The 23,538-nt window shown below is 69.4% G+C and carries 27 protein-coding genes and 4 pseudogenes; 19 read left to right on the forward strand and 12 right to left on the reverse strand.

What is annotated here, in order from left to right:
- Positions 1-21: 21 nt before the first annotated feature.
- The 5 genes and pseudogenes from ACZ518_RS37070 (at position 22) to ACZ518_RS37090 (ending at position 3,132) form a co-directional block, all read left to right on the forward strand.
- The gene (locus ACZ518_RS37070; RefSeq protein WP_469117438.1) at positions 22-549 is read left to right on the forward strand and encodes a hypothetical protein; all 528 of its coding nucleotides are present in this window, start codon (positions 22-24) and stop codon (positions 547-549) included.
- Between the two features lie 139 nt (positions 550-688).
- Positions 689-1,015, forward strand: coding sequence for a hypothetical protein (locus ACZ518_RS37075; protein WP_469117439.1), 327 nt, complete (start codon positions 689-691; stop codon positions 1,013-1,015).
- 402 nt (positions 1,016-1,417) lie between these two features.
- Positions 1,418-2,205: pseudogene (locus tag ACZ518_RS37080) on the forward strand (DUF5753 domain-containing protein).
- Positions 2,202-2,477 (forward strand): hypothetical protein, encoded by a 276-nt coding sequence (locus tag ACZ518_RS37085; RefSeq protein WP_469117440.1) that lies wholly within the window; start codon positions 2,202-2,204, stop codon positions 2,475-2,477. Before ACZ518_RS37080 ends, ACZ518_RS37085 begins: the two are co-directional and overlap by 4 nt.
- Before the next feature lie 250 nt (positions 2,478-2,727).
- Positions 2,728-3,132, forward strand: coding sequence for an actin-binding ADF family protein (locus ACZ518_RS37090; protein ID WP_469117441.1), 405 nt, complete (start codon positions 2,728-2,730; stop codon positions 3,130-3,132).
- 300 nt (positions 3,133-3,432) lie between these two features.
- Here ACZ518_RS37090 and ACZ518_RS37095 read toward each other — a convergent pair whose 3' ends face one another.
- Positions 3,433-3,753 carry a hypothetical protein gene (locus ACZ518_RS37095; RefSeq protein WP_469117442.1) on the reverse strand — a complete coding sequence of 107 codons (321 nt, stop codon included), beginning with the start codon at positions 3,751-3,753 and terminating at the stop codon, positions 3,433-3,435.
- Between the two features lie 345 nt (positions 3,754-4,098).
- Between ACZ518_RS37095 and ACZ518_RS37100 the strand changes: the two genes are divergently transcribed.
- Positions 4,099-4,578 carry an SCO4225 family membrane protein gene (locus ACZ518_RS37100; RefSeq protein ID WP_469117443.1) on the forward strand — a complete coding sequence of 160 codons (480 nt, stop codon included), beginning with the start codon at positions 4,099-4,101 and terminating at the stop codon, positions 4,576-4,578.
- A 133-nt stretch (positions 4,579-4,711) separates the two neighbouring features.
- Here the strand turns inward: ACZ518_RS37100 and ACZ518_RS37105 are convergent, their stop codons facing one another.
- Positions 4,712-5,143 (reverse strand): cupin domain-containing protein, encoded by a 432-nt coding sequence (locus ACZ518_RS37105; RefSeq protein WP_469117444.1) that lies wholly within the window; start codon positions 5,141-5,143, stop codon positions 4,712-4,714.
- A gap of 442 nt (positions 5,144-5,585) precedes the next feature.
- Here ACZ518_RS37105 and ACZ518_RS37110 point away from each other — a divergent pair.
- Together ACZ518_RS37110 and ACZ518_RS37115 are read left to right on the forward strand one after the other, a co-directional pair.
- Positions 5,586-5,741 (forward strand): annotated as a pseudogene (locus tag ACZ518_RS37110) (IS5 family transposase); the annotation flags it as partial.
- A 21-nt stretch (positions 5,742-5,762) separates the two neighbouring features.
- Positions 5,763-6,116: pseudogene (locus tag ACZ518_RS37115) on the forward strand (hypothetical protein); the annotation flags it as partial.
- A 287-nt stretch (positions 6,117-6,403) separates the two neighbouring features.
- On the opposite strand, the gene ACZ518_RS37120 reads toward ACZ518_RS37115, so the two are convergent.
- Complete coding sequence (locus ACZ518_RS37120; RefSeq protein WP_469117445.1) at positions 6,404-7,609, reverse strand: pentapeptide repeat-containing protein; 1,206 nt, start codon at positions 7,607-7,609, stop codon at positions 6,404-6,406.
- 428 nt (positions 7,610-8,037) lie between these two features.
- On the opposite strand from ACZ518_RS37120, the gene ACZ518_RS37125 reads away from it, so the two are divergent.
- From ACZ518_RS37125 to ACZ518_RS37145, 5 genes are all read left to right on the forward strand, one after another.
- Complete coding sequence (locus ACZ518_RS37125; RefSeq protein WP_469117446.1) at positions 8,038-9,204, forward strand: DNA polymerase III subunit beta; 1,167 nt, start codon at positions 8,038-8,040, stop codon at positions 9,202-9,204.
- 431 nt (positions 9,205-9,635) lie between these two features.
- Entirely contained in the window at positions 9,636-9,947 is a 312-nt protein-coding gene (locus ACZ518_RS37130; protein ID WP_469117447.1) for a hypothetical protein, read from the forward strand.
- Between the two features lie 579 nt (positions 9,948-10,526).
- Positions 10,527-11,471, forward strand: coding sequence for a hypothetical protein (locus tag ACZ518_RS37135; protein WP_469117448.1), 945 nt, complete (start codon positions 10,527-10,529; stop codon positions 11,469-11,471).
- Positions 11,472-11,665: 194 nt separating this feature from the next.
- Entirely contained in the window at positions 11,666-11,830 is a 165-nt protein-coding gene (locus tag ACZ518_RS37140; protein WP_469117449.1) for a hypothetical protein, read from the forward strand.
- Positions 11,831-12,085: 255 nt separating this feature from the next.
- Positions 12,086-12,724, forward strand: a complete 639-nt coding sequence (locus ACZ518_RS37145) for a hypothetical protein (RefSeq protein WP_469117450.1) — start codon at positions 12,086-12,088, stop codon at positions 12,722-12,724.
- A gap of 100 nt (positions 12,725-12,824) precedes the next feature.
- Here the strand turns inward: ACZ518_RS37145 and ACZ518_RS37150 are convergent, their stop codons facing one another.
- Complete coding sequence (locus tag ACZ518_RS37150) at positions 12,825-13,550, reverse strand: hypothetical protein (RefSeq protein WP_469117451.1); 726 nt, start codon at positions 13,548-13,550, stop codon at positions 12,825-12,827.
- A gap of 193 nt (positions 13,551-13,743) precedes the next feature.
- On the opposite strand from ACZ518_RS37150, the pseudogene ACZ518_RS37155 reads away from it, so the two are divergent.
- Positions 13,744-14,031, forward strand: a pseudogene (locus tag ACZ518_RS37155) (HNH endonuclease); the annotation flags it as partial.
- A gap of 144 nt (positions 14,032-14,175) precedes the next feature.
- Here ACZ518_RS37155 and ACZ518_RS37160 read toward each other — a convergent pair.
- The 4 genes from ACZ518_RS37160 to ACZ518_RS37175 form a co-directional block, all read right to left on the reverse strand.
- Positions 14,176-15,966, reverse strand: coding sequence for an IclR family transcriptional regulator (locus ACZ518_RS37160; protein ID WP_469117452.1), 1,791 nt, complete (start codon positions 15,964-15,966; stop codon positions 14,176-14,178).
- A 1-nt stretch (position 15,967) separates the two neighbouring features.
- A complete protein-coding gene (locus ACZ518_RS37165; RefSeq protein WP_469117453.1) occupies positions 15,968-16,624 on the reverse strand; it encodes an RNA polymerase sigma factor in 657 nt (218 codons plus the stop codon).
- 469 nt (positions 16,625-17,093) lie between these two features.
- On the reverse strand, positions 17,094-17,264 hold the full coding sequence (locus ACZ518_RS37170) for a hypothetical protein (protein ID WP_469117454.1): 171 nt from the start codon (positions 17,262-17,264) through the stop codon (positions 17,094-17,096).
- 199 nt (positions 17,265-17,463) lie between these two features.
- Positions 17,464-17,757 (reverse strand): hypothetical protein, encoded by a 294-nt coding sequence (locus tag ACZ518_RS37175; RefSeq protein ID WP_469117455.1) that lies wholly within the window; start codon positions 17,755-17,757, stop codon positions 17,464-17,466.
- A gap of 252 nt (positions 17,758-18,009) precedes the next feature.
- Here ACZ518_RS37175 and ACZ518_RS37180 point away from each other — a divergent pair, with 252 nt between their 5' ends.
- A complete protein-coding gene (locus tag ACZ518_RS37180; RefSeq protein WP_469117456.1) occupies positions 18,010-18,174 on the forward strand; it encodes a hypothetical protein in 165 nt (54 codons plus the stop codon).
- A 155-nt stretch (positions 18,175-18,329) separates the two neighbouring features.
- On the opposite strand, the gene ACZ518_RS37185 is transcribed toward ACZ518_RS37180, so the two are convergent.
- Positions 18,330-18,989 (reverse strand): helix-turn-helix domain-containing protein, encoded by a 660-nt coding sequence (locus tag ACZ518_RS37185; protein ID WP_469117457.1) that lies wholly within the window; start codon positions 18,987-18,989, stop codon positions 18,330-18,332.
- 7 nt (positions 18,990-18,996) lie between these two features.
- Positions 18,997-19,287: a hypothetical protein gene (locus tag ACZ518_RS37190; RefSeq protein WP_469117458.1), complete on the reverse strand. Its 291-nt coding sequence runs from the start codon at positions 19,285-19,287 to the stop codon at positions 18,997-18,999.
- Between the two features lie 789 nt (positions 19,288-20,076).
- On the opposite strand from ACZ518_RS37190, the gene ACZ518_RS37195 reads away from it, so the two are divergent.
- Positions 20,077-20,754 carry an HNH endonuclease family protein gene (locus ACZ518_RS37195; protein ID WP_469117459.1) on the forward strand — a complete coding sequence of 226 codons (678 nt, stop codon included), beginning with the start codon at positions 20,077-20,079 and terminating at the stop codon, positions 20,752-20,754.
- A gap of 273 nt (positions 20,755-21,027) precedes the next feature.
- Here the strand turns inward: ACZ518_RS37195 and ACZ518_RS37200 are convergent, their stop codons facing one another.
- Positions 21,028-21,327 carry a hypothetical protein gene (locus ACZ518_RS37200; RefSeq protein WP_469117460.1) on the reverse strand — a complete coding sequence of 100 codons (300 nt, stop codon included), beginning with the start codon at positions 21,325-21,327 and terminating at the stop codon, positions 21,028-21,030.
- 431 nt (positions 21,328-21,758) lie between these two features.
- Between ACZ518_RS37200 and ACZ518_RS37205 the strand changes: the two genes are divergently transcribed.
- Complete coding sequence (locus tag ACZ518_RS37205; RefSeq protein WP_469117461.1) at positions 21,759-22,097, forward strand: hypothetical protein; 339 nt, start codon at positions 21,759-21,761, stop codon at positions 22,095-22,097.
- 60 nt (positions 22,098-22,157) lie between these two features.
- Here ACZ518_RS37205 and ACZ518_RS37210 read toward each other — a convergent pair whose 3' ends face one another.
- Positions 22,158-22,808, reverse strand: a complete 651-nt coding sequence (locus ACZ518_RS37210; RefSeq protein ID WP_469117462.1) for a hypothetical protein — start codon at positions 22,806-22,808, stop codon at positions 22,158-22,160.
- Positions 22,809-23,151: 343 nt separating this feature from the next.
- Here ACZ518_RS37210 and ACZ518_RS37215 point away from each other — a divergent pair, with 343 nt between their 5' ends.
- Together ACZ518_RS37215 and ACZ518_RS37220 are read left to right on the forward strand one after the other, a co-directional pair.
- Positions 23,152-23,361, forward strand: coding sequence for a hypothetical protein (locus ACZ518_RS37215; RefSeq protein ID WP_469117463.1), 210 nt, complete (start codon positions 23,152-23,154; stop codon positions 23,359-23,361).
- Positions 23,361-23,498, forward strand: a complete 138-nt coding sequence (locus tag ACZ518_RS37220) for a hypothetical protein (protein ID WP_469117464.1) — start codon at positions 23,361-23,363, stop codon at positions 23,496-23,498. The genes ACZ518_RS37215 and ACZ518_RS37220 overlap by 1 nt, the downstream gene beginning before the upstream one ends.
- Positions 23,499-23,538: the final 40 nt, after the last annotated feature.

Genomic DNA, 23,538 nt, shown 5'->3' on the forward strand with positions numbered 1-23,538 from the left:
GATGGGCCGACTGCCCCGCCGGTGGCTGGGCCGTTCGTGCGCCTACCGGCGCCGCCGGAGAACGGGCACCAGCACGACCAGCGCGGCGATGTACACGCCGAGCGCGCCAAGGTCGCCGACAAACTGCACCGCTACGCCCGGTTCTTCACCCGGGCGGACAAAAGCCGGGCCGCAGCGGCGGGTGGGCGGGAGCGGCCGTTGTGGCGGTCGGTGTGGACCGCATCGGACGAAGGCCGCGAGCAGCCGCCCCCGCCGGTGGCGCTGGTGTTCACCAAGCAGATGGGGCCGGAGGCGATGGACGCCTGTATGCGGGGGATCGCGGAGCTGTCGGAGCCGGTGTGGCGGGGCCGGTGGCACGCCGCCGGCACCGGCGGGGTGGACGGGCGGCGGGACGGCTACCGCAGCTACGACGGGGTGGTGCCGGTGGTGGCGTGCCGCCTGGACAGCCTGGAGGTTGAACGGTGGCGGTGCAGGTGTCAGACAAGGGGCCTCATGCCGGAGTCTCCGGAGATCCGCATCCGGCTCTGTCCAGGTCACCCGGACGCATGACAGCGCGTGCGCCATGTTGCCTCGTGGCGCAGAGTCGGCGGGGGCAGCCATGGTCTTCTTGACTCATTCCGCAATCGGCCCTGGACCGAGCAGGGTCCCGCGATGCAGTGCCACGGCGGCCCGCACAGGATCGCTTGATGTGGCCGTGAAGGCTGCCTGCTTCAGATTCTGGACGAAGAGAGAGGTTCCCATGGAACTGACCGGGAAGATCAACAAGATTCTGCCCAATGCCGAGATCGCTGGGGACGACGGCAAGAGGTACCTATTCGGGATCCAGGATGTGACCGGCTTCTCAGCGAACGACCTGAAACTGGGCCTGCGGGTGAAGTTCGAGAACGGTGACAAGTCCGGCCGGGCCCACCGCGTCAAGCTGCTCTCCGCCGGGAAGGCGGCTGCCAGCGAGCCCAACCCGGACGACGTGGGCTACGCCGTCGGGGAGATCGACATCCCGCCTTCGGGCAAGTGAGTGCCTGTCTTTGGTCCTTGACCAGCGAGTTGAGTACGTCGAGCTGAGAAACCCGCAGATCAAGCAGAGAGCAGCAGTGCGGGCCGCCACCCAAGGGGTGGCGGCCCGCACTGCTGCGCGCTCAGGCTCCGTCGGTATCCGGCCGCCACACGGCGGGCCCGCCGCCGCGCCATTCGATGAGCAGCGGGTCGTTCAAGCAGGTAGGCGGGCTGTTGCGGCAGATAGGTGGAAAGTGTGGCGTCTGGGTGAATTGTGCTCGGGCTGTGCACGCAGCCTGTTTGCGCAACGTGACACTCTCCAGCAGGGCTCGTTGATCATGACTGCATGGCGAATGCGTTCACCCGGGCCCGGCCGTGGCATTCCCGCGGCTGGTAGAGAGTCCCGAGCCGGAGGCAGACCGCCGTGGTGGCGAACGGAAACCCCACCGTCAGAAGACGTCGGTTGGGCGCGGAGCTGCGCCGGCTCCGCCTGGCCTGTGGCCTGACGTGTGCGGGACCTGTGCGGCCTCTACGGAGTCACAGACCCGCAGGTCATCGACTCGTTGATGCGGATGGCCACCGAAGCGGACCGGCAGGGCTGGTGGGTGGAATGCGGCGACGTCCCGTATGCCGTCTACATCGGCCTGGAAACGGCAGCCTCCTCGATCCACCGAGCCCCTGGTGATCCCCGGCCTGCTGCAAACCCCCGCCTACGCCCGAGCCGTCATCGAGGAAACGATCCCTCTGGCCACCGCGGAACAGATCGCGGTGCGCCATGAGGTCCGGCTGCGCCGCCAGGCCCGGGCCCACCACCCGGCCCGGCGGTTGCGCTTATGGGCCGTGCTGGACGAGTCCGCACTGCGCCGTATGGTCGGCGGTCCCGCGGTCATGCGCGAACAGCTTGAGTACCTGAACCGTCTCGGCATGCAGCCGCACGTCACCGTGCAGGTCCTGCCGCACGAGGCGGGAGCCCATCCGGGCGTCTCGGGGCAGTTCTCCATCCTCCGCTTCCCGGACAGCGAGGCGGGGACGGTCTATCTGGAGCGTTTCACCAGCGACCTCTATCTGGAGAAACGGTCCGACGTACAGCACTACAGCGTCATGTACGACTACCTCCAGGCCAAGGCGATGAACCCGGAGAACACCCGCCACTTCATCGCCCGCGCCGCCCAGGAGTTGCTGACTGCCACATCGCTGCCCTGCCGGAGGTGATCGACGTACCGGCCGGAGGTCGGCCGAGGCGGGAACAGCCGCTCGCACAGACCCGGCGGAGCCGCAGGCTGCGTGACGGCCGCACGCGGCGATTGCGGCCGGCCGACGGTCGGGCGAGCGAGGACCACATCGAGGGCGGGATCCACTGCACGGACCGCGCCGTCAACACCCAGCCCAGCATCGCGTGCGGCGGAGTGGCGAACACGCTGACCGTGTTCACCGGCAGCAACAGCGGCGCGGCGGACTACCCGTTCATGCTCCTGGTTCCCTGACCTCCCTGCCCCGCCCCTTCCGCAGACGGCGCGCGACCGGGGTTGCTCCCCCGTGGATGCACCGTTCACTGTCGCCGTCCTGTAGGACGCCCACGGCGCCGACCGGCGTGGCGCTGCCGGCTGGTGCCCGGGTGAGAGCATTCTGCGGTTGCCGGGCCCGCCGGGCAGCGATGCGTGGGGGCCCCTACGCCCGGGAGGACCGGTCGCGCGCGGGCCGGGCGCGTGTCGGTCTGGGACTGAGGAGTCTGCAATGAGCAGTGGCATTGCCATCGAGGACAGCTGCCTGAGCGCGTACAAGGAGCTGACCGCGCGGAAGGTCAATACCGTCGTCTACCGGCTGAGCGATGACCTCAGCACGATCGTGCCTGAGCGAAAGGGCACGATGACGTACGACGAATTCGTGAAGGCGTTGCCGGAGCACGAGCCCCGGTACGCGGTCCACGACTATGAGTTCACCACCACCGGCGGCCAGAAGACCAGCAAGATCGTCTTGTTCAACTGGCTGCCCGACTCCAGTCCGGTCAAGCACAGGATGATCTTCGCGTCGAGCAAAGAAGCCCTGCGCGCGAACCTGTCCAGCGTCGTCGTGGAGATCTCGGCCACCGACCACAGCGACCTCGACCGCGAGGACGTCAACGCCCGCGTCGTCCGCTGACGGCCCGCTGAGGCGGACGAGACGTTGGAGACCCGGCGGGCTTCGGCAGGGGCTCGCCGATGCCACCACGAGTCCGCGACCCGGCCCTGCGGGGTTCCGCCAGCGGGCGGCGGTCTCGCCTCGAACCGCCGCCTCGACGCAAGACCGTCCCGCGGTCCGCCGCTTGCGACGCCCCTGACGGAACCCCCGCGCGGGCCACCACCACTTGGTGGCGGCCCGAGACCAGACGGGGCCCTGCTGGCGCTGCGCGGAGGCCGCCTATCGGGCCTCGCTCAGCAGCGCCCTCAGGGCGCCGCGCAACTACTTGACGGCTTGTCCGACCTCGACCTTGACGTCGCACGGGAAGAAGCCGTTGTGGCCCACGACGATCTGCTCCGCGGGCAGGGTCGACATGGCGAGGGCCCGTTCTGGGCGTTCGTAGCTGAGGTTGTAGACGGCGACTGCTTGCCCCTCGTCGTTGAGGAGGAACAGCTCGGTGGGGATCTCCCTTCCGCCGGTGACGGCCAGTACGGGCACTCCGTCTTGGTATCGCAGGCTGAGCTTGCCTGCGTTGGCCTTGCTGCCCTTGGCCGGCCGGAGGATGAGCTGGCCTTCGTCCTTCGGTCCCTGACTGCCTGCCATGAATCCACCTCTGTGTAATTAAGTCGCTACGTTCTGTCATTCATTTTGCCATGTAGAGGCTGCTGAGGCCGCGGCGGCTGCGGTCCGAAACAGGCGCCAACTCGGCTGGGCCCACTCCACTCCGAGGGGGCAAGGGCGGCGAGCCGGCCCGGGTCGAGCCGGTCGCGACGCCGTGGCGGCGGACCGGTTCGCACCCCCCCGGTGCCGGGAATTGAGTGGTTCGTCATGGAGTGTTCCCTCCCGTTGGACCCGTGCGCGGTCTGACCAGGTACGTAAGGCGCCGCGAGGTGAGTAGGCGTACTCAGGTGCCCAGGCCCGGCAGCTTCGAGACTTGCTGCAGGACGGATGGGAACGGGGAACGTGATGGAACAGCGCTGGTCGAAGCCTGAGATGTGGGTTCCCGGTGGGTACTTGGCGCTGGTCGCCGCGATGATGGTCTGGCTGGAGGTGGCCAGCCGAACGGGGCACGACGTCGGCATGGGCGCCATCTGGCCCATGTTGGCCACGGCGCCGGTCAGCCTCCTACTGGTGGCCGCCTTCGGAGCCGCGTCGGGCGCCCTGGAGCCGGGCTTGACCCCGGTACCGATCGTGGAGCCCTCCTACGGGGCGCAGCCGCCGACCACGCTGCCCACGGACTTCCCCTCGCCGTCGGATGCGCTCCCCTCCGACTGGGTGCCGCACACGTCCGTGGCCGACAAGCCCGAGATGTGGGACGCCTTCGGCCTCTACATCCCGATCCTGGTGGGCGCCCTGATCAACGCCGCGGCGATCTGGGCCCTGCTCCGCTGCTGGGCGCGGTGGCGAAGCGCGCGATCGGCGTCCTGAGCAGCGATGGGCCGGGCTGCTGCCTGTTGCGGGGCCGGATTCGGACACACGCTCATGCAGGGCTGCTTCCGCACTCCGCCCCCATCTGTCCCTCGAGGCGGCATCCTCTCCTCTGTCCGGAAGCTGGTCTGGCTCAGCCGGCTCCGACGGGCAGCAGGCCGAGCCGGTTCTCGAGCCGGGTCGGCAGAGGCAGCAGGCGGACGCCTTCTTGCTCGTTCGGGTCGGTCCGCGCGACCAGGCACACCATGTCCTGGTCGCCGCTGTTGACCGGCATGTGCGGGGTGTCTGGGGGGATGTAGATGTAGTCACCCGCGCGCAGCACCGTGTGCTCGGCCAGGTCCTGCCCGTGCCACACCTCGACCTGCCCGGACTGGATGAAGATGGCCGACTCGTGCCCCTCGTGCAGGTGCGGGCGGCCCCGGGTGCCCGCGGGCATCACCAGCCGATGGAGACACAACCGCTCGGCCCCGGCCGATTGCGCGCTGACGCCCGTGCCGAAGGTGCCGCCCTGGATGCCCTCGTACTGTCCGGTTCGGACCACCGTGCACTGCTTCTGATCTGTCACGTGCGCAGTACACCAGTCGACCCGCGGCGGCCGATCGGTTCACGCCATGCCTGCCAGGGGTGACCTCCCCGTGCCTGGCAGTCCAGCCCTTCATCCCCGACAGGCGCCGCACCCACCCAAGGCGCCCGGTCCATCCCTTCAGCCTGTCCTTCTGGCGCCGGCAGCCCGGGGCTGCACCGGTGAGGCCGGCAGCAGATGCCGCGCCCGGTCCCTGCCCCTAGCGCAGCAGCAGTGATCCTGTACGCGTTTTTGATCTTCCCGGGCCTTTGGTGGTGCCGGTGGTTCATGGTGGGGCTGTTTGTGACGTCCGGTCGGCAGGGTTCGAGGCGTGGCGGAAGATCGCGGGCTGGTGCCTGGGCGTCATTCGGTTGGCGGTCCCCTTGGGCGCCGCTCCGGTAGTAGGCAAGACCGGTATCAGCGGTGCCCCGACTGCGGCGCCGACCGACGCCTGGCCCGCGACTACGAAACCCTGCCCACCCGCTCCGCAGACATGATCCACATCGCCATGACCGACCTCATGGCCCGCCGCCTCACCAGCGAGAACACCATCTCCTGGCGCGACCCGCAGAAGACCACAGAACACCCGCTTCTGGGATGAAACATCGGACGAAAACGACCTCTCACCGCCGGCCGCGACGGAGCCCTCTACACCGACGACGTCCGGTGCCCAGTGTTCGTCGAGGACCTGGCCGCTGCCCTGCTGGAGCTGGCGGACAGCGACGCTGCCGGGATCCAGCACCTGGGCGGGGCCGACGCGGTGAGCCGCCACGAGCTGGGCACCCTCATCGCCCGACGCGACGGTCTGGACGCTTCCCGACTGCGCGCGGGCTTGCGGGCGCAAAGCGCCCTGCCGGGCGGACTCGATGTACGCCTGGACAGCCGGACGACCCAGAAGCGGCTGCGTACGGTCCTCCGCGGTGCCCGAGAGTTCTGCACGCTGCCCAGCTCGAGGGCTGAGCTCGTCGACGCGTGAGCGTGCGTCCGCCGGAGGGCCACCCGGCTCGCGCGCCCCCTGCTTCAGGGCAGCACGCACGGTCTCTGTGGTGGTGCGCACCGCGAGCCGCCGGGAGAGAAGCTCGCCGGACGCAGTTTCTCTCTTGGGCCGCCCTGCAGCAAGAGCGTGGGGCGTTGGCGCCTCACACGTGGGGGCGGGAATCCCAACGCCATAGCAGTTGGCGATGGAGGTGAACGTCGTTCAGTATTTGGCTCGGACCGCTCTCGCCGAGGTCTGGGACAAGGGAGGGCCCCGCAAAGTGAACCTCAGGTCTCACTAAGAATCGCCCAGCCGTTAGCGGTGGGACGGACTTCCCATCCCGTCGGCCAGGAATGCGCCAAGGGGGTGCCATCCGGCGTTGTCAGCCGCGCCCGTGCGCCGGCGAACGAGGCACCTTGTTGGAACGTCGCGCCAGCGAACGAGGTGGCGCTGTTGAACGTGACCCCATCGAACGAGGCACTCTGTTTGAACGTGGTCCCATTGAAGGAGGCGGTGCTGGTGAACGTCGCGTTATCGAAGGAGGCGATGCTGGTGAACGTCGCGTCATCGAAGGAGGCGATGCTGGTGAACGTCGCGTCATCGAACACGGCGCCATCACTGAAAGTCGCGGAGTCGAACAAGGCCGGATTGGTGAACATCGCGCCTGTGAAGCTTGCCCAGGTGACGTGAATTTGGCCGAATCCGTAGTAGGTGAAGGTGGCGTGGTTGAGGTTGACACCCATGCCATCCCAGAACGCGTAATCGACAGGGGTGATCTCTCGCTGGTCCGGCGCGCGGGAGTCATGGAGGTGGATAACAAGGATGTACTCGGCGGCGTTGCGCACCTGGAGTTCCTGGTGCCGTTGGCTGTCCGCCTTCCTGCCGAAGAGTGCACGGGCAGCCTGGCGGGAACGGGACACTGGCCACCATGGCGGGGGTGGCATGTAGGGCATGCGTAGGTATGCGCAGATGACATCCACGATGGTCTGCCGGTGGTCGGCAGCCGCCTGGCCGAGCCGCTCCAGCGTGTACAGCCCGCCCAGACGCACCGGGGCTTCAGTGCTGCCAAGCTGCTCGACGGCCTTGATGTAAAGCTCGTTGATACGCCGTTCGCTCGCGTCATATTCGGTTCTCTCGGTGGCCTCCTCGTGGTGCTGCTGTCGACGAAGAGCCAGCAGCACCGTAATGGCAGCGCCCACGCCGGCCCCAGCGGCCAGAGCGGTACGCACCGCCTCGATCCGCTGCTTCGACCGTTCGCTTTCTGGCTGCAGATCGGTGATCTGGGGCAGCAGCAGGGCCGTGGTCGCCCACACAGCGGTCAGCACAGCCGCGAATGCAAGCGCCACCCACCACCAGCGGATACGCGGGGCGAACCGCCGTTGGAGCTCTGGCTGCGTACGCTTGTACATCTGGTCCGATACGGCGGCACAGCCCACAGCCCCGATCACGAAGATGAGCGGGACCAGCGGGATGCGGGCGGCGAGGCTGACCACTCGGTCCCATGAGAGAACGGCCGCGACCAGAAGACAGGCCGAGACCACGGTCAAGCCGTGCGCTACGGCCCGCAACCGCCACCGCACCGAGCCCATTTCGTACCCTCCCGGATCGGCGACCTCCAGCCTCGGAAGACACCGTGAGCGGGAACGGGTGCCTTGGGCACTGTCGCCTCGCCGTCGACCAGCGCGAACCACCCGAGCAGGCCAGCAGCCACAGCAGAAGGCCAGCCACGAGAGGACAGGCACCGACCCCGGCATGGGGCTCTCACTACGCCTGGAGCAGGGCCCTTTCGGCCGTCAGCAGCACCCCACGGCCGATGCGTTCGTGGAACCGTCACTGTGACTGTTCCACGAACGCGGGTAGCCCCCCCGGTCTCCCCGTTCACCTTGCCGACCTGTGGCTTTGGGTTCAGAAACAGGCACTGATGAAGGCGCAGCCGCCCGCTCAGCGCGGTGTGCTGATCGAGACCGGCGGCAACCGCATCGTCTTCAGCGCCTACGACTTCGACACCGCGGTGTCGGTCATGGTTCCGGCCGCCACGCCCGCCGGGAAGGGCTCCTCGCTCCTCGACTTCCCGGAGCTGAAGAAGATGCTCGCGGCCATGATCGCCGGGGAGACCAAGGCCGTCGCGGCCCAGACCCGCGTCTCGCTCGCCGGAGACCTGCTGGCCACCGAGCACCTCACGGTGCCCATCACCACGCACGACATCCACGAGTACACCCAGCCGCTGGAGGCCGTGCCCGCCATGGCCACCATGGACGCGCAGGCCTTCCTCGGCCAGCTCAACCGCGTACTGCCCGCGGCGGGCAGCGACGACACGCTGCCCGTACTCACCGGCATCCAGGTCACGCTGGATGGCGAGACGCTCACCATGGCCGCAACGGACCGCTACCGCTTCGCCGTCGCGGAAGTCCCGGTTACCCACACCGTGCAGCCGCCGGAGAAGCCTTTGGCCGCGCTCATCCCGGCCGCCACCCTCTCCGCCCTGGCCAAGCGACTGAAGAGCCACGACGGGCCCGTGGGCATCGGCGTCCTCGAAGACAACCACGCCGAAGGGGAGCCTGTGGCCACGTGGACCACTCCCCGCGCCACGCTGTCGCTGGGCGCCATCACCATCACGATGCGCTCACTGGACGGCAGCCTCCCCAAGTACGGGAAGTTGTTCCCCGAGACGTGCGAGACGTCGGTCCGGCTCGACCGCGCTACGACTGTCCGGGCCGTCAAGAAGTGCCAGGCCGTTCTGAACGCGAAGGGACTCAAGAACGTTCCCGTGAGGTTCGCCTGGGACACCGACGGCAACCTCACGCTCGCCCCCCGTATGGACACGGCCGAAGGAACGGCTCGCACCAAGGGCATGTCCATTCCGACGACCATCACCCACGGCACCGGCGAAGGTCTGCGTGGAGGCCTCGCCGCCTTCAACCCGGGGTTCCTGCTGGACGCGCTCGGCACGTTCGCCGGCGACACCATCACCCTGCACCTGGGCGAGATGAAGGACGGGCAGATCAGCAAGCCCGGCCTCTTCACCGACGGCCCCGAGATGGCTGGTCAGGGCTACAAGCACCTGGTGATGCACGTCCGCCTCTCCTGAGCGAACAACCACCCGCGGGGGTGGGGCGTGCCGCCCCACCCCCGCCCCGGCGGGGAGTGGCACCCCGCCGGTCCGAACACACACCCACAGGAGGTACCCCATGGCCTGGATGCTCGACTGGCGAGGAACCCCGATCACGCACTGCGCCCACGTCCTCTTCCCCCGGAAGTGGGGCCGCAGCGCCCACTCGACCGAGATGGTGGAAGGCGTCGTCCAGAGCTTCAGCCCCACCGGACGGATCACCGTCGACGTCCTTCGAACATCCCGTCCGCGCGAGACGGGAGGTACTGGCCGTGCCCGCTACGCGGTCCCGGCCCACAGCGTGACGGTCGTGCCCGCTCCGGCCGGCCTGCGCACCGGAGACGCCCCGGGTGACGCCGCACCGAGCCCACCCCCCCCAGACGCCCGCCCCAGCCGCGGCTCTTGAGCTCTTGACGGTCGACGGAACGCAGTACGGGCCCTACCCCGGGCAACCCACCACAGCGACGCGCTCCCCGTACGACATCTACCTGTTCACCGGCGAGACCGCGCAGCGCATCGTCGAAGACCTGCACCGGGACAGCTGCGGTCTCACCGCAGCGTTCGAGTACGACGGCACGCTCACGTTCACCTGGGACGCGACCTACCGGGACGAGCCCGGCGCCGAGCGCGTCACCCCGGACGCCCAGGGCCGCTACGCGATCGGCGGACTCTGGCCCTGGGACACCTGGCCCGAGACCAGCAGGGCGACGCCCCAGCCCTGACGCTCCACCCAGGCGGCGGCCGGGGCGCGGTGCTCGCCCTGCCGCCGGCAGACCTGCGCCCCGTCAGGCATCCACGTCCGCCGACTCCCGCTCCATCACCAGCGCCAAACACACGCAGGAGCACCAGCAGGGACCACCCGTATGCACGTAGTACGCCGTGCTCAGCGGACCCTCGCAGGTGGGGCACTTCGCGGCGCAGCAGCAGACCCCGCAATCGGCGCACTTCATCCGGTCGCACCGTGCGCACAGAGAGTCTCGTGGAGGCGGGTGCGGCGGTGTCGAGCCAGGTGTCCGGAACCGAAGTGAAGACGGGCCGTTGAAGAACGGGGGCAACGTTGCAGACCGTCACAAGCCGCCGACAGCCAGGTGGGGTTACAACTACATTGACCAGCAGTGCACTTGAAAGGAGCACCGATGGCCACACCGCCACCGCCTACCCCTGGGGGCCCTGCCCCGCAGCAGCCACCCAACGGGGGTCCCTTACCCGGGGGGCCGACTCCCACTCCCGGGCCTCAGCCCGGGGCGACTCCCACTCCCGGGCCTCAGCCCGGGCCTCAGCCCGGGGCACCGCATGTGTGGGTGGTACCCCCCGATCCGGATCGCTACCCGCGGGATGCGAACGAGATTGCCCGCGCAGCCCACGTGACAAGCCGCAGGGCCCTGCGGCTCACCTTCTGGCTCGGCATTCCCACACTGATCGCGACAATTGTGGCCGGGTACGTTGCATATCGCGCCCTCAGTCCGGCCGAAGAGACAAACCAGAGAGAAAAGACAGACCATAAAGAAGAGCAGGAATTCGAAGCCGGCTCGCCCGTAAAACTCACGCCCGGAGAATCCTACTATGGCCCGTCCTGGTATGCGTCGGCCGAAAGTGCACGGAATTACGAAGGTGAAGTTTTCGACATGGCGTCGACCGATCCGGGCAAGCCGTCATTTCCGTGGCTGCGGAAGCACTGGACTCCGCTGAACTCAACTGGCGTCGCAGTAAACGTTCTGAGTAAGCATAAGCACACCGTACTGGTTCAAGGCGTTGAAATCTCTCAACTGAAATGTGCAGACCCCGCAGCTGGCGCCCTCTTCAAGGTCCCGCCCATCGGCGACGGCGGCACACTCGAAAGGCCGGCGGAGTATGCGATGAACATTGACGCGGCCCGCCCGGTCACCCGGAAACTGGGCGATGACGGCCTCCCTGGCCCCCCGGAGAACGTCAGCGTCACCCTCGATCAAGGAGACCAGCGCGAGATTCGAATCGAATTCTTTTCGAGCGCAAAATCATGCACCTTTCAGGCCGCATTGATCATCTCGTCGGAAGGGGCCAAGTACAAGGAAAGACTGCCGGCCTACTCGGGCGAGACCGGGGAAGAGCTCTACACGTTCCGGGTCACAGCGCCCAGTCGGGGCTCCTCCTACGAAAAGCGGTACGTAACAGGCAATGACCCTGCTGCTCCCCCCATCGTGCGTGTACCAGCCGATCAAATCGCTTGGGACAAGCACGGCCGCCCCAGCTATCCGGGAACTCTGTGAGAGGGCCCGGCGGCCAGCCGGGGCGGATACGTGGGTGAGCGGGCTCTGCTGCGTTCGCTGCTCAGGGCGCCCGACCGCCCGCAGCCCCATGCGGGCTCGGCGGGCGCGGCTGGCCAGCCGGCGTCGAGGCGGTCGCGCCCCGGGCGTTGGCCGGCCAGGCCCTGCACCTTGCTGGAGACCGCGGAGGTAGAGAGATGACCACGACCCGCGAGGAACGCGCCGAGCGCGACGCCCGTGAGGCGGACGCCCTGCAGGCCGGGGACGCGGCCGCAGCGGGGCTGTGCGAAGCCCTGGCCCGCGTCGGCATCCCGCCGGAGTGGGGCGGGGAGTACGTGGCGGCGCCGCGTGTGAGGGTCTGACCGGTGGCCCTGGGTGTGGTAGGCCATGCCGCACCCCAGGGTCTCCGGCCCGCTGGGGGACTTCCCCGCGGCCGTCGTGCACGCTGACGGGCGGCGTGTGGTGGAGCTACTACGACGGCACGCTGACCAACGAGGCACGGGCGTTCGATATCGACCACATGGTGCCGCTCGCGGAGGCGTGGGACTCCAAGTAGGCGATGTTGCGCTGGCTGCATCATTCCGCCTGGCCCGGTAGGGGCCAGCACCCGATACGAGGTGCGGGACTTCCTGGTCTGGACGGCCAGGCGCGGCCACAGCGACGACCTACTGGTTCCTCACCGGGGCAAGGCCGAACCAGAGGGAATCGACGAGGACACCCACTGGGACTTCCTCCAGCAGTGCCTCCACGACGAGGACCTCCCCCTGGACGTGAGGGCGGCTGGATCCCTGCTCCTGCTGTTCGGCCAGCACCTCACCCACATCATCACCCTCACCACCGGGCACCTCGACCACCAGGACAGCCACCAGACCATCCGCCTCGACAGCACCCCCATCCGCCTCCCGCAGCCCCTTGCCACCCTTCTCACCCGACTGATCGACCAGCAGCCCAGGCAGGGATGGCGCGGCAACACGCCCGGCACCTGGCTCTTTCCCGGCAGCCTGCCAGGCACCCACCGCTCCGCCAGCTCCCTCGCCCGAGCCTTGACCAGACACGGCATCCCCATTCGTGCCTCCCGCGCGACCGCCCTGGTCCAGCTCGCCGAGGAGATGCCGCCCGGGGTCCTGGCCCCGCTCCTCGGGCTCCACGTCATCACCGCGCTGCACTGGCGTCGCCGAGCCGCAACCGACTGGACCGCCTACCTCCAGGCACGCCAGCGCGCGCTCGCGGACAGACGACCACCGTCCGGGCCGTGATCGTTGCCGGCCTCGGTCATCCAGTTCTCACAAGCGGCGTGAGAGGAGAAGCCGCTTCAGCCGGTTCCGGTGGGGGCGCAGAGGCAATGCAGCAATGGCGCTAGCGCAGGACTGGGCAGTTGGCAGCCTCATACTCGTCCGCGATGGTGAAGACGCTGGCACATCTCGGACACTCGGCCTTGCCGAAGAGATGCGCGATTCCTTCAGCGAGTGCGACTTCCTCATCGCGGACAGCAATCTCGTGCATCCACCGCCCGACGCCCGTGAGCTCCTCGCCGGGCCTCGGCCGAAGATCACGCCGGTCCACGTCGCCCAGGTTCCAGTCCCGGATCGCCGAGTAGCGCCCGTAGTCGCCGATGGCGACGGTCACCTCCACACCGCAGTGAGGGCACTGCAGGTCGTAGAAGTCGTCCGCGAAGTCCCCCAGGACGTTGGCCCAGTGGTACTGCTCCTCGACCGCAAGCAGTGCGCGGAAGGTAACCAGGTAATCGGATGGCCGCGACTGCAGGTGCCGGTCCAGGAGAGCGCCGAACTTGGCGATCACGTCGGCGCTCTCAACCAGCAGTTCGTCGCTGCCATGGTGGCTCGCCGCACGCTCCATGATCTCGCCGGCCAGGTGGCGTGCCTCCCTGTTCCCCGATGCGAGGCGCACCAGCAAGGGCAGGGCAGCGATGCTGGCGGGCGACACCAGGTCATGCTCGAGGATCAGCCGGTGTCCCAGCTCCGTCCACGCTTCCGATTCGTACTCACGCTCCACCCGAGCGAGAAGCTCAGGGACGCGATCTACGTCAGAGTGACAGTCGTACATCTGTGCCCAGTTCACCACCCAGGCATTGAACCGTCCCGCGAGCTTCGAGTCGACTCTGGACCCCCAACACCTTCCCGAGAGACATCGTCAACTTGATGCCTGGCTTCGTGGGGTGTGCGCTCCCGACCCTCCCAGACACCGACGTCGTTGCCCAGGGGAGTCGTACCGACATCAGGGGAATACCGCACGCTTTGAATAGCGCTCCCCGCCAGCTGGGGCGGATGAGTGGACGGCGGCGCGTCGGGAGGCGTACGCGAACGACCTCGGTCAGGACGCTTCGCTGGTGGCGGTGTCGGCGCGGTCGAACAGGTCGAAGGCTGATCAGGATCCGGCCCAGTGGCTGCCGCCGGCGGGGGACGCGCTGTGCCGGTACGGCGCGGAGTGGACCGCGACGAAGCTGCGCTGGGGTCTGGCGGTGGATGAGGCGGAGCGGGAGCGGCTGTGGGACATCGCGGCGGGCTGTGGGGGTACGGAGGTGGAGTTCACCCCCGCTCCGTGACCGGATGTGTTGAAGGGCCGCTGCCCCTCCTTGGGGGTGGCGGCCCTTCGTCGTGCCCAGGGGTCGGGTGGGCTGAGGGGTTGTGCCGGGCGCCGGCTTCCCGTGGGGCGGGATGGCCGGCGCCCGGCATGGTGGTGGGCAGGGTCAGTGGCGGCTCCCTGCGACGGCCGGGGCGAGGTAGAGGCTGGTGGTGTGGAGGACTTCCGGGCTCGGGAGGAGTGGCGGTTCCTGGGTTCGCACCGGGAACTGGATCACTTGCGCGTCCAGTCCTTCCTCCTCTTCTTCCGCCTCCACGAGGAAGCTGTACTGGGGCGTGTAGCTCGGCCAGTGGTCGGCGCCGATGCGCGGGTCCGGCTGCTGGGAGAAGTCAGGGTGCCCGTGGGTCAGAGCGTCCCCGTCTTGCCGGGACAGGTTGGCGTCGTGTCGGCCGGTTTCCAGGGTGGGTGGGGCGGTGGCCAGCAGCAGGGAGAGCAGCAGGCCCGCCGAGCGGCTGGAGAGCGTTCTGGCTGCCTGGATCAGGCGGCGGTGCTGTGCGCGGGGAAGCGACAGGGCCACGCAGCCGATTTCGTTGCCGATGCGCAGAGGGACGGCGAAGCACAGGGCCCCGTTCGAGTATTCGAACAGGTCGAATTGGGAGGCGTGGGGGCCGTAGCCGTCAAGGCTGTGGAAGAGCGAGGCGCGGTCGGTGATGGTCCGCTGGGTCAGCATGATCGGCCGACGCCGGGCGAGGTGGTCCATGCGCTGCTTGAAGTCGAGCTGCGCGAGGAGGCTCTTGCCCAAGGCCGTGGCGTGCCCGGCTTCCTCGAACGGCGCCACCTGCCGCACCCCAGGGGTGGAAGGACCGTCCGCCAAGGCAGCGATCTCCACCTCTCCATTGCGGTAGATGCCGATGTAGACGGCCGCACCGACGGCATCGCGCAGCGCCGCCAGGACCTGCTCGATCACTGCTCCCCGGCGTTGCGGGTCGGGCGCGGCCAGCAGCCGCAGCGCGATTCCCGGCACATAGCCGCCGTCCGGTGTGGGCTGCACGAGCTGCTGCTGGCCGAGCCAGACCAGCAGCCGCTGCACCGCGGGGCGGGACAGGCTGGTGGCCTGCGCCAGATGCCGCTCGCTCACCGACCTTCCGGCACTGGCGATGATGTGCAGCACCTCCAGCACCCGCTGCGCCGACTGCCACCGCCGAGCCGGCCGACCCGCCCCGGGAACCTGCTGGGCCAGGTCCATCAGCGACGCCTGCCTCAATGGGCCCGGTGCATACCGCGGTCCCGCATCCGGTCGCGGAAGTGGATCGCTATCGCCCGGCTTCTCCTCTCGACGGACTACGGTGTCCGCCCAGGGCTCTGCCGTCTCGGTGACGGCCGACTCGACCGTGTCGGCGACGGTGCCGCGCGGGCGGGGAACCCGAGCGGCCCCCGCCGAGCCCAGACCCGGGCGGACAGCCCGGAGCAGCGACTCGATGTCGGCCGTGAACTCCGCGTCCTGCCGGCTGCCGGTGCCATCGTCGCTGTGGGAGGCGAGGCCGATATCGGCCAGGTCCCATCCCGCCTGGTGCAGCAGGATCCGGGCATCTCCGTGACCCCAGCGGGCGGCACTGACCAGGACCGGCAGAGCCTCGTTGGCGGTGTGCGGCCCCGACCGCCACAGGGCTGCCGCAAGACGGAAGGCCGCTCCCGGGTGCCCTTCGTCCAACGCGCGCCGCAGCCAGTTCCGGGCCAGCTCCAGATCCCCGGCGCGCAGCGCAGCCGAGCCGAGCCGGTAGCAGGAGTTCGCGTGCCTGCGCTGCTCGCGTTCTGCGGCCCGCCGTACCTGGGCCTTGCCCCAGTCGCCGGTGGGCCGGTCCCAGAAGTCGGCTCCCTTCCCCTCGGACAGCAGGGCGGCGATAGCGGAAGGCATCGCCCTCCGGAGCCCGCCCTGTCCGCTGTCGTTGACGCTCACATCACTCACCTTCGCCCTCTTCTTGGCTCCGGGTCTTCCTGGGTTCCTCTTTGCGGATGTGGAGCCGCACTTCGGCATCCGCCCGTAGTTCCTGCGCTGCCTTGCTCTTCAGGGTCTGGATGACGGCCACGCCGCGGTTCATGCGTTCGGCGATGGCCTGGTCGTCCATGCCGAGGCTCTGCATCTCCGCGACGGCCTTGCGCTGCGTCGGCTCCATCCGCGAGATGGCGGGCTTGAGGACTTCCTCCATCGGGTCGATCGGAGAGTGCGGCGCCAGGCAGCCGAAGGACAGCGGCAGGTCCGAGGTCCTGCCGGGACGCAGAAGGATGTGGCGCTCGATGTCCTGCATCGTGTTCTCGTCCGCAGGCCGCGACGGAACCTTGTAGGCATCCTTGGCCATGTTGTTCACGGTGGTCATGAGGTATGGCAGGACCGTGCGGCCGGCCTTGCCCGGGTCGTCCAGCCACCTCTCGTACGCCCGGCCGATAGCCTCGGCCGCCATGTGTTCGGCGTGATCCCGCAGACGTGGATGGTGGCGGCTGACGTGCCCGGCCAGGGTCGACTTCCAGCCCTCCAACACCTCGGGGTTGCCGAAGAGCTGGTCCACTTCCCGGCGCCAGCGCTCGTCCGGCCCCTGTGGGGGCGCGCTGTCTACCACGGGCCCCGCTCCCCTCCAGGAGAGGGCGACGTTCCGCAGGCAGCGGATGCTATGGCCCACACCCTGACCTGAACGTGAAGCTCCAGGCACATCACCACGGTTTGCCGGCACTCGCAGACCTCACCAGCGCAGACCTCCCGGCCACGCGCGGGGGATCCCTTGCGGTTCCGACGACCGCGCAGAACCCAGCAGACGGTGACCACCGCCTGAACCACACCGGCCGCAGCCGAGAGAACCCCGGCAACATCCAGCGCTGTCATTTGCTCTCCAACAAGATCGTTCCACCGTGACGCACAAGCGCGCCACGCCACTCCTACGCCCACAGCGGCCCGGTCTTTCCTCGCGAACGAAAGTGATCGGAACCGGCGCTTCCTGTTCGATCGGCGACGCGCACAGAGCGGAGCCAGACATGAGATGCCCCCTCGCGCAGTAGTCGGCTGGTGATGGCCGACTACTGCCGGGTGGCGGGTCAGTGGCGGCGGAAGCTGCCGCCTATGAGGCCGGCGCCGCCGATGGCGACGGCGAGGGGGTCGGCGTAGTGCTCGCGGTAGAACGCCAGGGCGACGGCCCCGACGACGGTGAGGTTGAGGGCGGTGCGGGCGGGGCGCCACAGGCGGCTGCGCGGCCGGCCTAAGCCCACTCCGGCGCCGTCGGGCGTGGGCTCGGGCATCTGGCCCGGTTCAAGCCGCTGCGCCTGGACGTGGCCGCTGAGGACGTTCCGGCTTTCGGTCAGGGCGGGACCGCGGCCGCTGGCTGAGGAGGGCGGCGCTCGATCATCCGGCCCCGGGGCGGGCCCGTGGGCCCGGCCGCCCCCGCGGCGGCCGGGCACCTCGTGCGGGCTACCGGCGGCGTCGCAGAAACGGCACCAGTACGGCGAGCGCGCCGACGTACACGCCGAGCGTGCCGAGGGCGACCTGCGCCGGGTTTACCCAGGACGGGGCCAGTCGTATGACGAGGCCCGCACCGCCCGCGAGGACGGCGCCGATGCCCAGGAGCAGCAGTACGAACAGGACGTCGCGCTGGAGCCGCAGCCGCGCGACCTCGGCCCGCTCCTCGGCGCCCACGCCGACGTCGGCGGCGTCGGGGCCCTGGGGCGCCGTGGCGGTGCTGCTGGTCGTTGTGGTCATGGTCATGGTGGTTCCTTTCTGAAGACCGGCGCAGGGGCCGGGAGCGAGAGCAACAGTGCGGCCGCGGACCGGCTCGGCGCAGTTCTCGCGAAAATCCGTCCTGCGCCTGCCCGGAGACCTCCGGAACGCGGATTCGCGGGGACTTGACGCAGCCCTCTGCCGTTGCTGGATGAGGCTGCACGACGCGGGGGTTAGCCCCGCAACCCCCAGCCGGGCGGCCTTCACCATCCCCGCCGAAGAACCGCCGCCGCCCCCGCCGTGGCCACGCTGCGCAAGGCCGGCGTCCGCTACCTCTTCGATGACGACCAGGGCCACGCCGGCGGGTTCACCCCGCACGCCCCGAAGCACGGCAGGGTCGAGGCGTACCCGTGGGAGTTCGCGCTCGACGTCCTGCACGGCCTCACGGCCGACCCGGCGCCGTAAGGAAGCTCGGTCCTCCCGGATCCGCAGTCCTGCGGGGCCACCGCTGCCCGTCGGCAGGCGGCAGCCGCCGCCCGGGATGTGATCCGGGCGGCGGCTGCGATCAGGCTGGGTCGGGGCCCGGAGGGCCCCAGGGATTCAGTTCTGGCTGATGGGGGCTACCTCACCACGTACTCATTGACCTTGATCTCGAAGTTGCTGTAGAGCGGTTCGGGCTGGGGGAGGCGGAACCAGCTGGAGGAGTGCAGTTCGCTGGGGTCGGGGGTGGTGATCTTTGCCCATGCGGCCTTCCAGGCGTTGTCCTGGTCGTGGATGCCGCAACCGTGGACGAACGCGAGGAGCTGGCGTTCGTCGGCGGGGGTGGTTTCGCGGGCGACGATGCGGCTGATGGTGCTGATGGGGAGGGCGTGGGCGTTGCCGCTACGTTCCTGCATCTCGCGGAACGAGGGTGCGCCTGCGGCTTCGTAGACGTATTCCAGGGCCTTGCTGAGGTCCCGGCGGTCGCCGATGAGGTGGACCTTGGGGGCGCGGAGGGTGGGCAGGACGCCGCGGGCCTCGACGCGGGCCTGGACGCGCAGACCGAGGAGGATGGCGAGCTGGTGAGGGGTGGCGCCGCAGATTCGGGCGTACTCCTCGATGGTGGCGGGCCTGGGCACGGTGGTGCCGGAGGCGGCCCTCTTGAGGGTGGCGGCGGACAGGTGGCTGCGGTCGGCCATCTGCTGGAAGGTGAGCCCGGAGCGGCGGCGGGTCAGGCGCAGCAGCCAGGCGAGCCTGCCGAGGGCGTCGCGGTTCTGGATGGGGTTTTCCTTGCGTCCCATGACGGCCTCAGCTCTGCTTCTCGGTGAGCTTGAGGAGGCCGTGGGCGATGGCGGTGGCGAAGCCTTCGGCGATGCGGCGGCCGCCGGTGACGGCGATGGCGGCGCCCGCGCTGATGGCGGCGCAGCCGCCGAGCAGGTAGAGGATGTCGTCGGTGGGCATGTGGCCGACGAGGTGGAGGACGGTGCCCAGGGTGGGCCAGGTCGCTCCGAAGAGGACGTGGGGCAGGGTGATGCGGGCCGGCCCCTGGTTCGGGGTCTCGGGCTTGCTGCTGTGCGGGGTGGAGGTGTTCCTCGACACGGTGGTGCCCTTCGAAGGTGTCTTCGGAAGGGCGCCGGCCCGGGGGCCGGCGCCCTTCGCCTACTGGGTGCAACCCGCGCGTTCTCACGGCAGTTGACGCTGCCGTGTACGGGCAAGACATGAGTGTCCCAGCACAGTCCGTGAGGGCGGTAATACAGATCAGTGATCAAATAGCCTCTTTGTCTGAATTGCCGGATGATTGGCTCAACCGCGCCCAAAGATCTTCGCGTTGCGGGGAGTTGACGCTGTGGGGCGGCAGGAAGGGCAGAGTCCGGCCCAGGCGGGGCTGATGGCACTGCTGGTCACCCCGTGGTCAGCGGATTGGTTCATTTCCGTGCATGGCGACATTGCCGACTGCACGCCCGGACGGGCATGGTTGGGACGCGAATGAGCCCGCCGGGGGTATTTCCCCGGTGGCCCATGGCCCTGCCTACTGGGTGCAACCAAATGACCAGGGCTTTTGCAGCGAAACCGTGTTGACGCGCGGCTCGCTCGAAGGGCCGGCCGTCACGACGGCCGGCCCTTCTGCATGAACCAGCCGGCGCTCGCCGCACGTGCGGACCGGTGCCCGGACGAGGTGTAGAGGTTGGGGCCGCGCGTTGACCAGAGCGCGGTGGGGCCCGGCTACCGGACAGGTGCCTCCGGCAGCAGTATGGGGCGTGCGCGCGGTCAGGGCCTGGGGCCGGCGGGTGTGCAGTGGCGTTTCGCGGGTGAATGGTGAGCCCCGGGAGGGTGAACCGGGCGGGGTGTGACTGTCGCTGACGGTGTTGCAGTGGATACAACCGGCTCATGATGATCATGATGCGGGCCGCCGTCGCGGCCGCTGCTGCCCTGGGTCTGTCCCTGCCCGCCGCTACCGCCGACGCCGCCGAGGGAGAGCGGGTGGTGCCGCAGGTTCTGCCGATCGGTGTCGCGGTGACCGCGCTGCCGGTCGCGGTCGAGGACCGGACCGGCTACCAGCGCACGTCCTTCAAGCACTGGAATGCGGGTGCGAATCCTTCGGACGGCTGCAACACCCGGATGGAGGTGCTGATCGCGGAGGCGGTTCAGGCGCCGGAGGTCGGTCCAGGGTGCACGCTGACGGGCGGCGTGTGGTGGAGCTACTACGACCGCACGCTGACCAATGAGGCACGGGCGTTCGATATCGACCACATGGTGCCGCTCGCCGAGGCGTGGGACTCCGGGGCCTCCGGCTGGACGGCGGCGCGTCGGGAGGCGTACGCGAACGACCTCGGTCAGGACGCTTCGCTGGTGGCGGTGTCGGCGCGGTCGAACAGGTCGAAGGCTGATCAGGATCCGGCCCAGTGGCTGCCGCCGGCCCCGGACGCGCTGTGCCGGTACGGCGCGGAGTGGACCGCGACGAAGCTGCGCTGGGGCCTGGCGGTGGACGAGGCGGAGCGGGAGCGGCTGTGGGACATCGCGGCGGGCTGCGGCGGTACGGAGGTGGAGTTCACCCCCGCTCCGTGACCGGATGTGTTGAAGGGCCGCTGCCCCTCTTCGAGGGTGGCGGCCCTTCGTCGTGCGCGGGGGTCGGGTGGGCTGAGGGGTTGTGCCGGGCGCCGGCTTCCCGTGGGGCGGGATGGCCGGCGCCCGGCATGGTGGTGGGCAGGGTCAGTGGCGGCGGGCGACGCCCCGCCCTTCGGCCAGGGCGGGGCACGGCGCCCGGCCATGGTGCCCCCGGGCGGGCCCGTGCCCGCCCGGTCGCCCCCGCGGCGGCGGGGCGGGCAGTCCGTGTGCGGGCTACCGGCGGCGGCGCAGAAACGGCACCAGTACGGCGAGCGCGCCGACGTAGACGCCGAGCGTGCCGAGGGCGACCTGCGCCGGGTTCGCCCAGGACGGGGCCAGCCGTATGACGAGACCCGCACCGCCCCCGAGGGCGGCGCCGATGCCCAGGAGCAGCAGTACGAACAGGACGTCGCGCTGGAGCCGCAGCCGCGCGACCTCGGCCCGCTCCTCGGTGGCCGCGCCGGCGCTGGCGCTGGCGCCGGTGGCGGCGGAGCCCTGGGGCGCCGTGGCGGTGCTGCTGGTCGTCGTGGTCATGGTGGTTCCTTTCTGAAGACCGGCGCAGGGACCGGAGCGGGTGAGCGAGAGCAACAGTGCGGCCGCGGACCGGCCTGGCCCAGTTCTCGCGAAAATCCGTCCCGGGCTTGCCCGGAGGCCTGCGGAACGCGGATTCGCGAGGACTTGACGCAGCCCTCTCACGTCGCCGGATGAGGCTGCACGACGCGGGGGTTAGCCCCGCAACCCCGGCGGACAACACCGCCCCGCTCCGAGCCGGCCTCGCCCTGTGAGCCGCACCGCGGTGTCCTCCCGGAGGGTGAATCTGCACCACGCGTACGCACGCCCAGAAAGGATGCGAAAGTCCAACTCGCCCTGAAAGTAGGCCTATTGACTCTGTTGTGATGTTTCGTCATAGTTCTGGCGCGGTCCGGTGGTTGGGCCGGCCAATGTGCGATCGGAGTGTGGTTTGGATGACGCGTTCGGTACGTGAGGTCTACGACGAGGGGCAGGCCGCGAGCCGGCTGCGGGTGCCGGTGGCAGCCTGGCGGTGGGCGGCCGGTACGGGCTTGGTCCCGCCGGCGGACGCCGGGCCGGGGCGTTGGTCGCGGGCGGTGGACGAGGCCGCCGAGGCGGAGGCGGTCCGCGCCGTCCTGCGCGGAGTCGGCGCGGGGCGGGCGGCGGACCGGCTGTCCGACGCGCTCGGTGTCCCGCTTCCCCGGTGCCGGCCGCAGGGGGCCGGGCGAAGTGTCCCGGCCGCGGTGAGGAGTTTCCGGGACAGCCTGGTGCGCTGTGCGGGGGCTGTCGGCTGAGGTGCTGGGCCCGGCCGCCGGGTGGCGGTCGGACCCCTGCGTGGCGTGAGAGGCGATCGTTCAGGGCGTGTTGTTCACCCTGGAGGTCTCGTTGCTTCCTGTGGTCGCGCCGGGACTGAAGACGTTGCTGCCTGTGTTGTTGTAGATCGGGAGGAGTCCGCTGAGGCTGATGGGCAGGAGAGAGTCGCCGTCTCCATCTCCTCCGTCCGCTCCGTTGCAGCTGCCCCCGGTCACGGTGGTGGGGTCGGTGGCACTGGCTGCCTGCTGTGTGTCGTCATCCCTCACGGTGGCGACGTTGGTTCCGGAACAGGGTGCATTTGGTGCGATGTCCACGGTCAGGACGACCGTGTAACCGCCGCCCGACGCGAAGACCCGGCTGCTGTTGCACCGGAACAGGCTGGTCCCCGAACCGATGCACGTGACGCTTTCCGTGCCGCGTAGGGCGACCGCGTAGTCGCGGACGGTGAAACCTTCCGGGAGATTGTCGGACAGGGTCGTTCCGTGCTCGGTGAAGATGTCGCCGTTGTTGGAGACCGTGATCGTGTATTCGCCGGTCCCGCCTCTGGGGAAGTTGCCCACGTGGGTCTTGGTGATGCGCAGCACGGGATCCGCCGACGCGGGAGCAGCCCCCACACCCAACGTCAGTGCCATGCTCAGCCCCAATACGGTTCCGAAGGCAGAGGCGCGCCGCTTCAACACCTGCGTGATCATGATCAGCCTTTCTCTCATGTGGAAGTCCGCCGGGACGTGCCCTGGATCGCACCACCCGCCTTGCCGTTCAGGTGAGATTGCGCCTGGACACGGACGAATGGCCAGCCGAGGGAAGGACCCGGACCGTGTCATTGACCGAACCGACTGCGCCCCGGAGCCGAAAGGTGGCGACCCGAATCCGGAGTGAGCCATGACGCCACCAACGCTCGCAACGCACGCTCCGTAATGGGGAATCGACCGGCTGAGGAGCCGATTCGCCTGAGTGGCCCAGCGGCAACCGGGCACGCAGCGAAAGGCAGCCGCGCCCGAGCAAGGCCCCGCCCGCGCGGCTGGGAAGCTGACCGTGCCCACCGCCCTGCCGACGGGGACGGTCGTGGTGCGGGGGACCGGTTCAGCCTTCGGGTTGTTCCGGCTGGAGGATCCGGCGTTGGCGCTGGCCGAGGACGCGGCCGGGGAGGACCGCTTGTCGGGCTGGGCCTGCCCCGCAGACGTGGGCGCGCTTGGCGTGCTGCTCGATGGGGGCAGCGCAGCGCTGCCCGGGACCTCGTGGTGATGGACACCGGCGAGGACCCGGGGACGTTCACGGCCGAGGCCTCGGCGCAGCTGCGGGCAGCCGCCACCAGCAGCGAGCAGCTGGCGAAGGAACTTACGGCCCCGGCTTCGACCATGTTCCACATGGGCGGCCGGTAGCCGCAGTTCACCCCTCCGGGGCTGGATTGGGTGTCCCCCG

It is taken from the genome of Streptomyces sp. NPDC033966, from assembly GCF_055575955.1.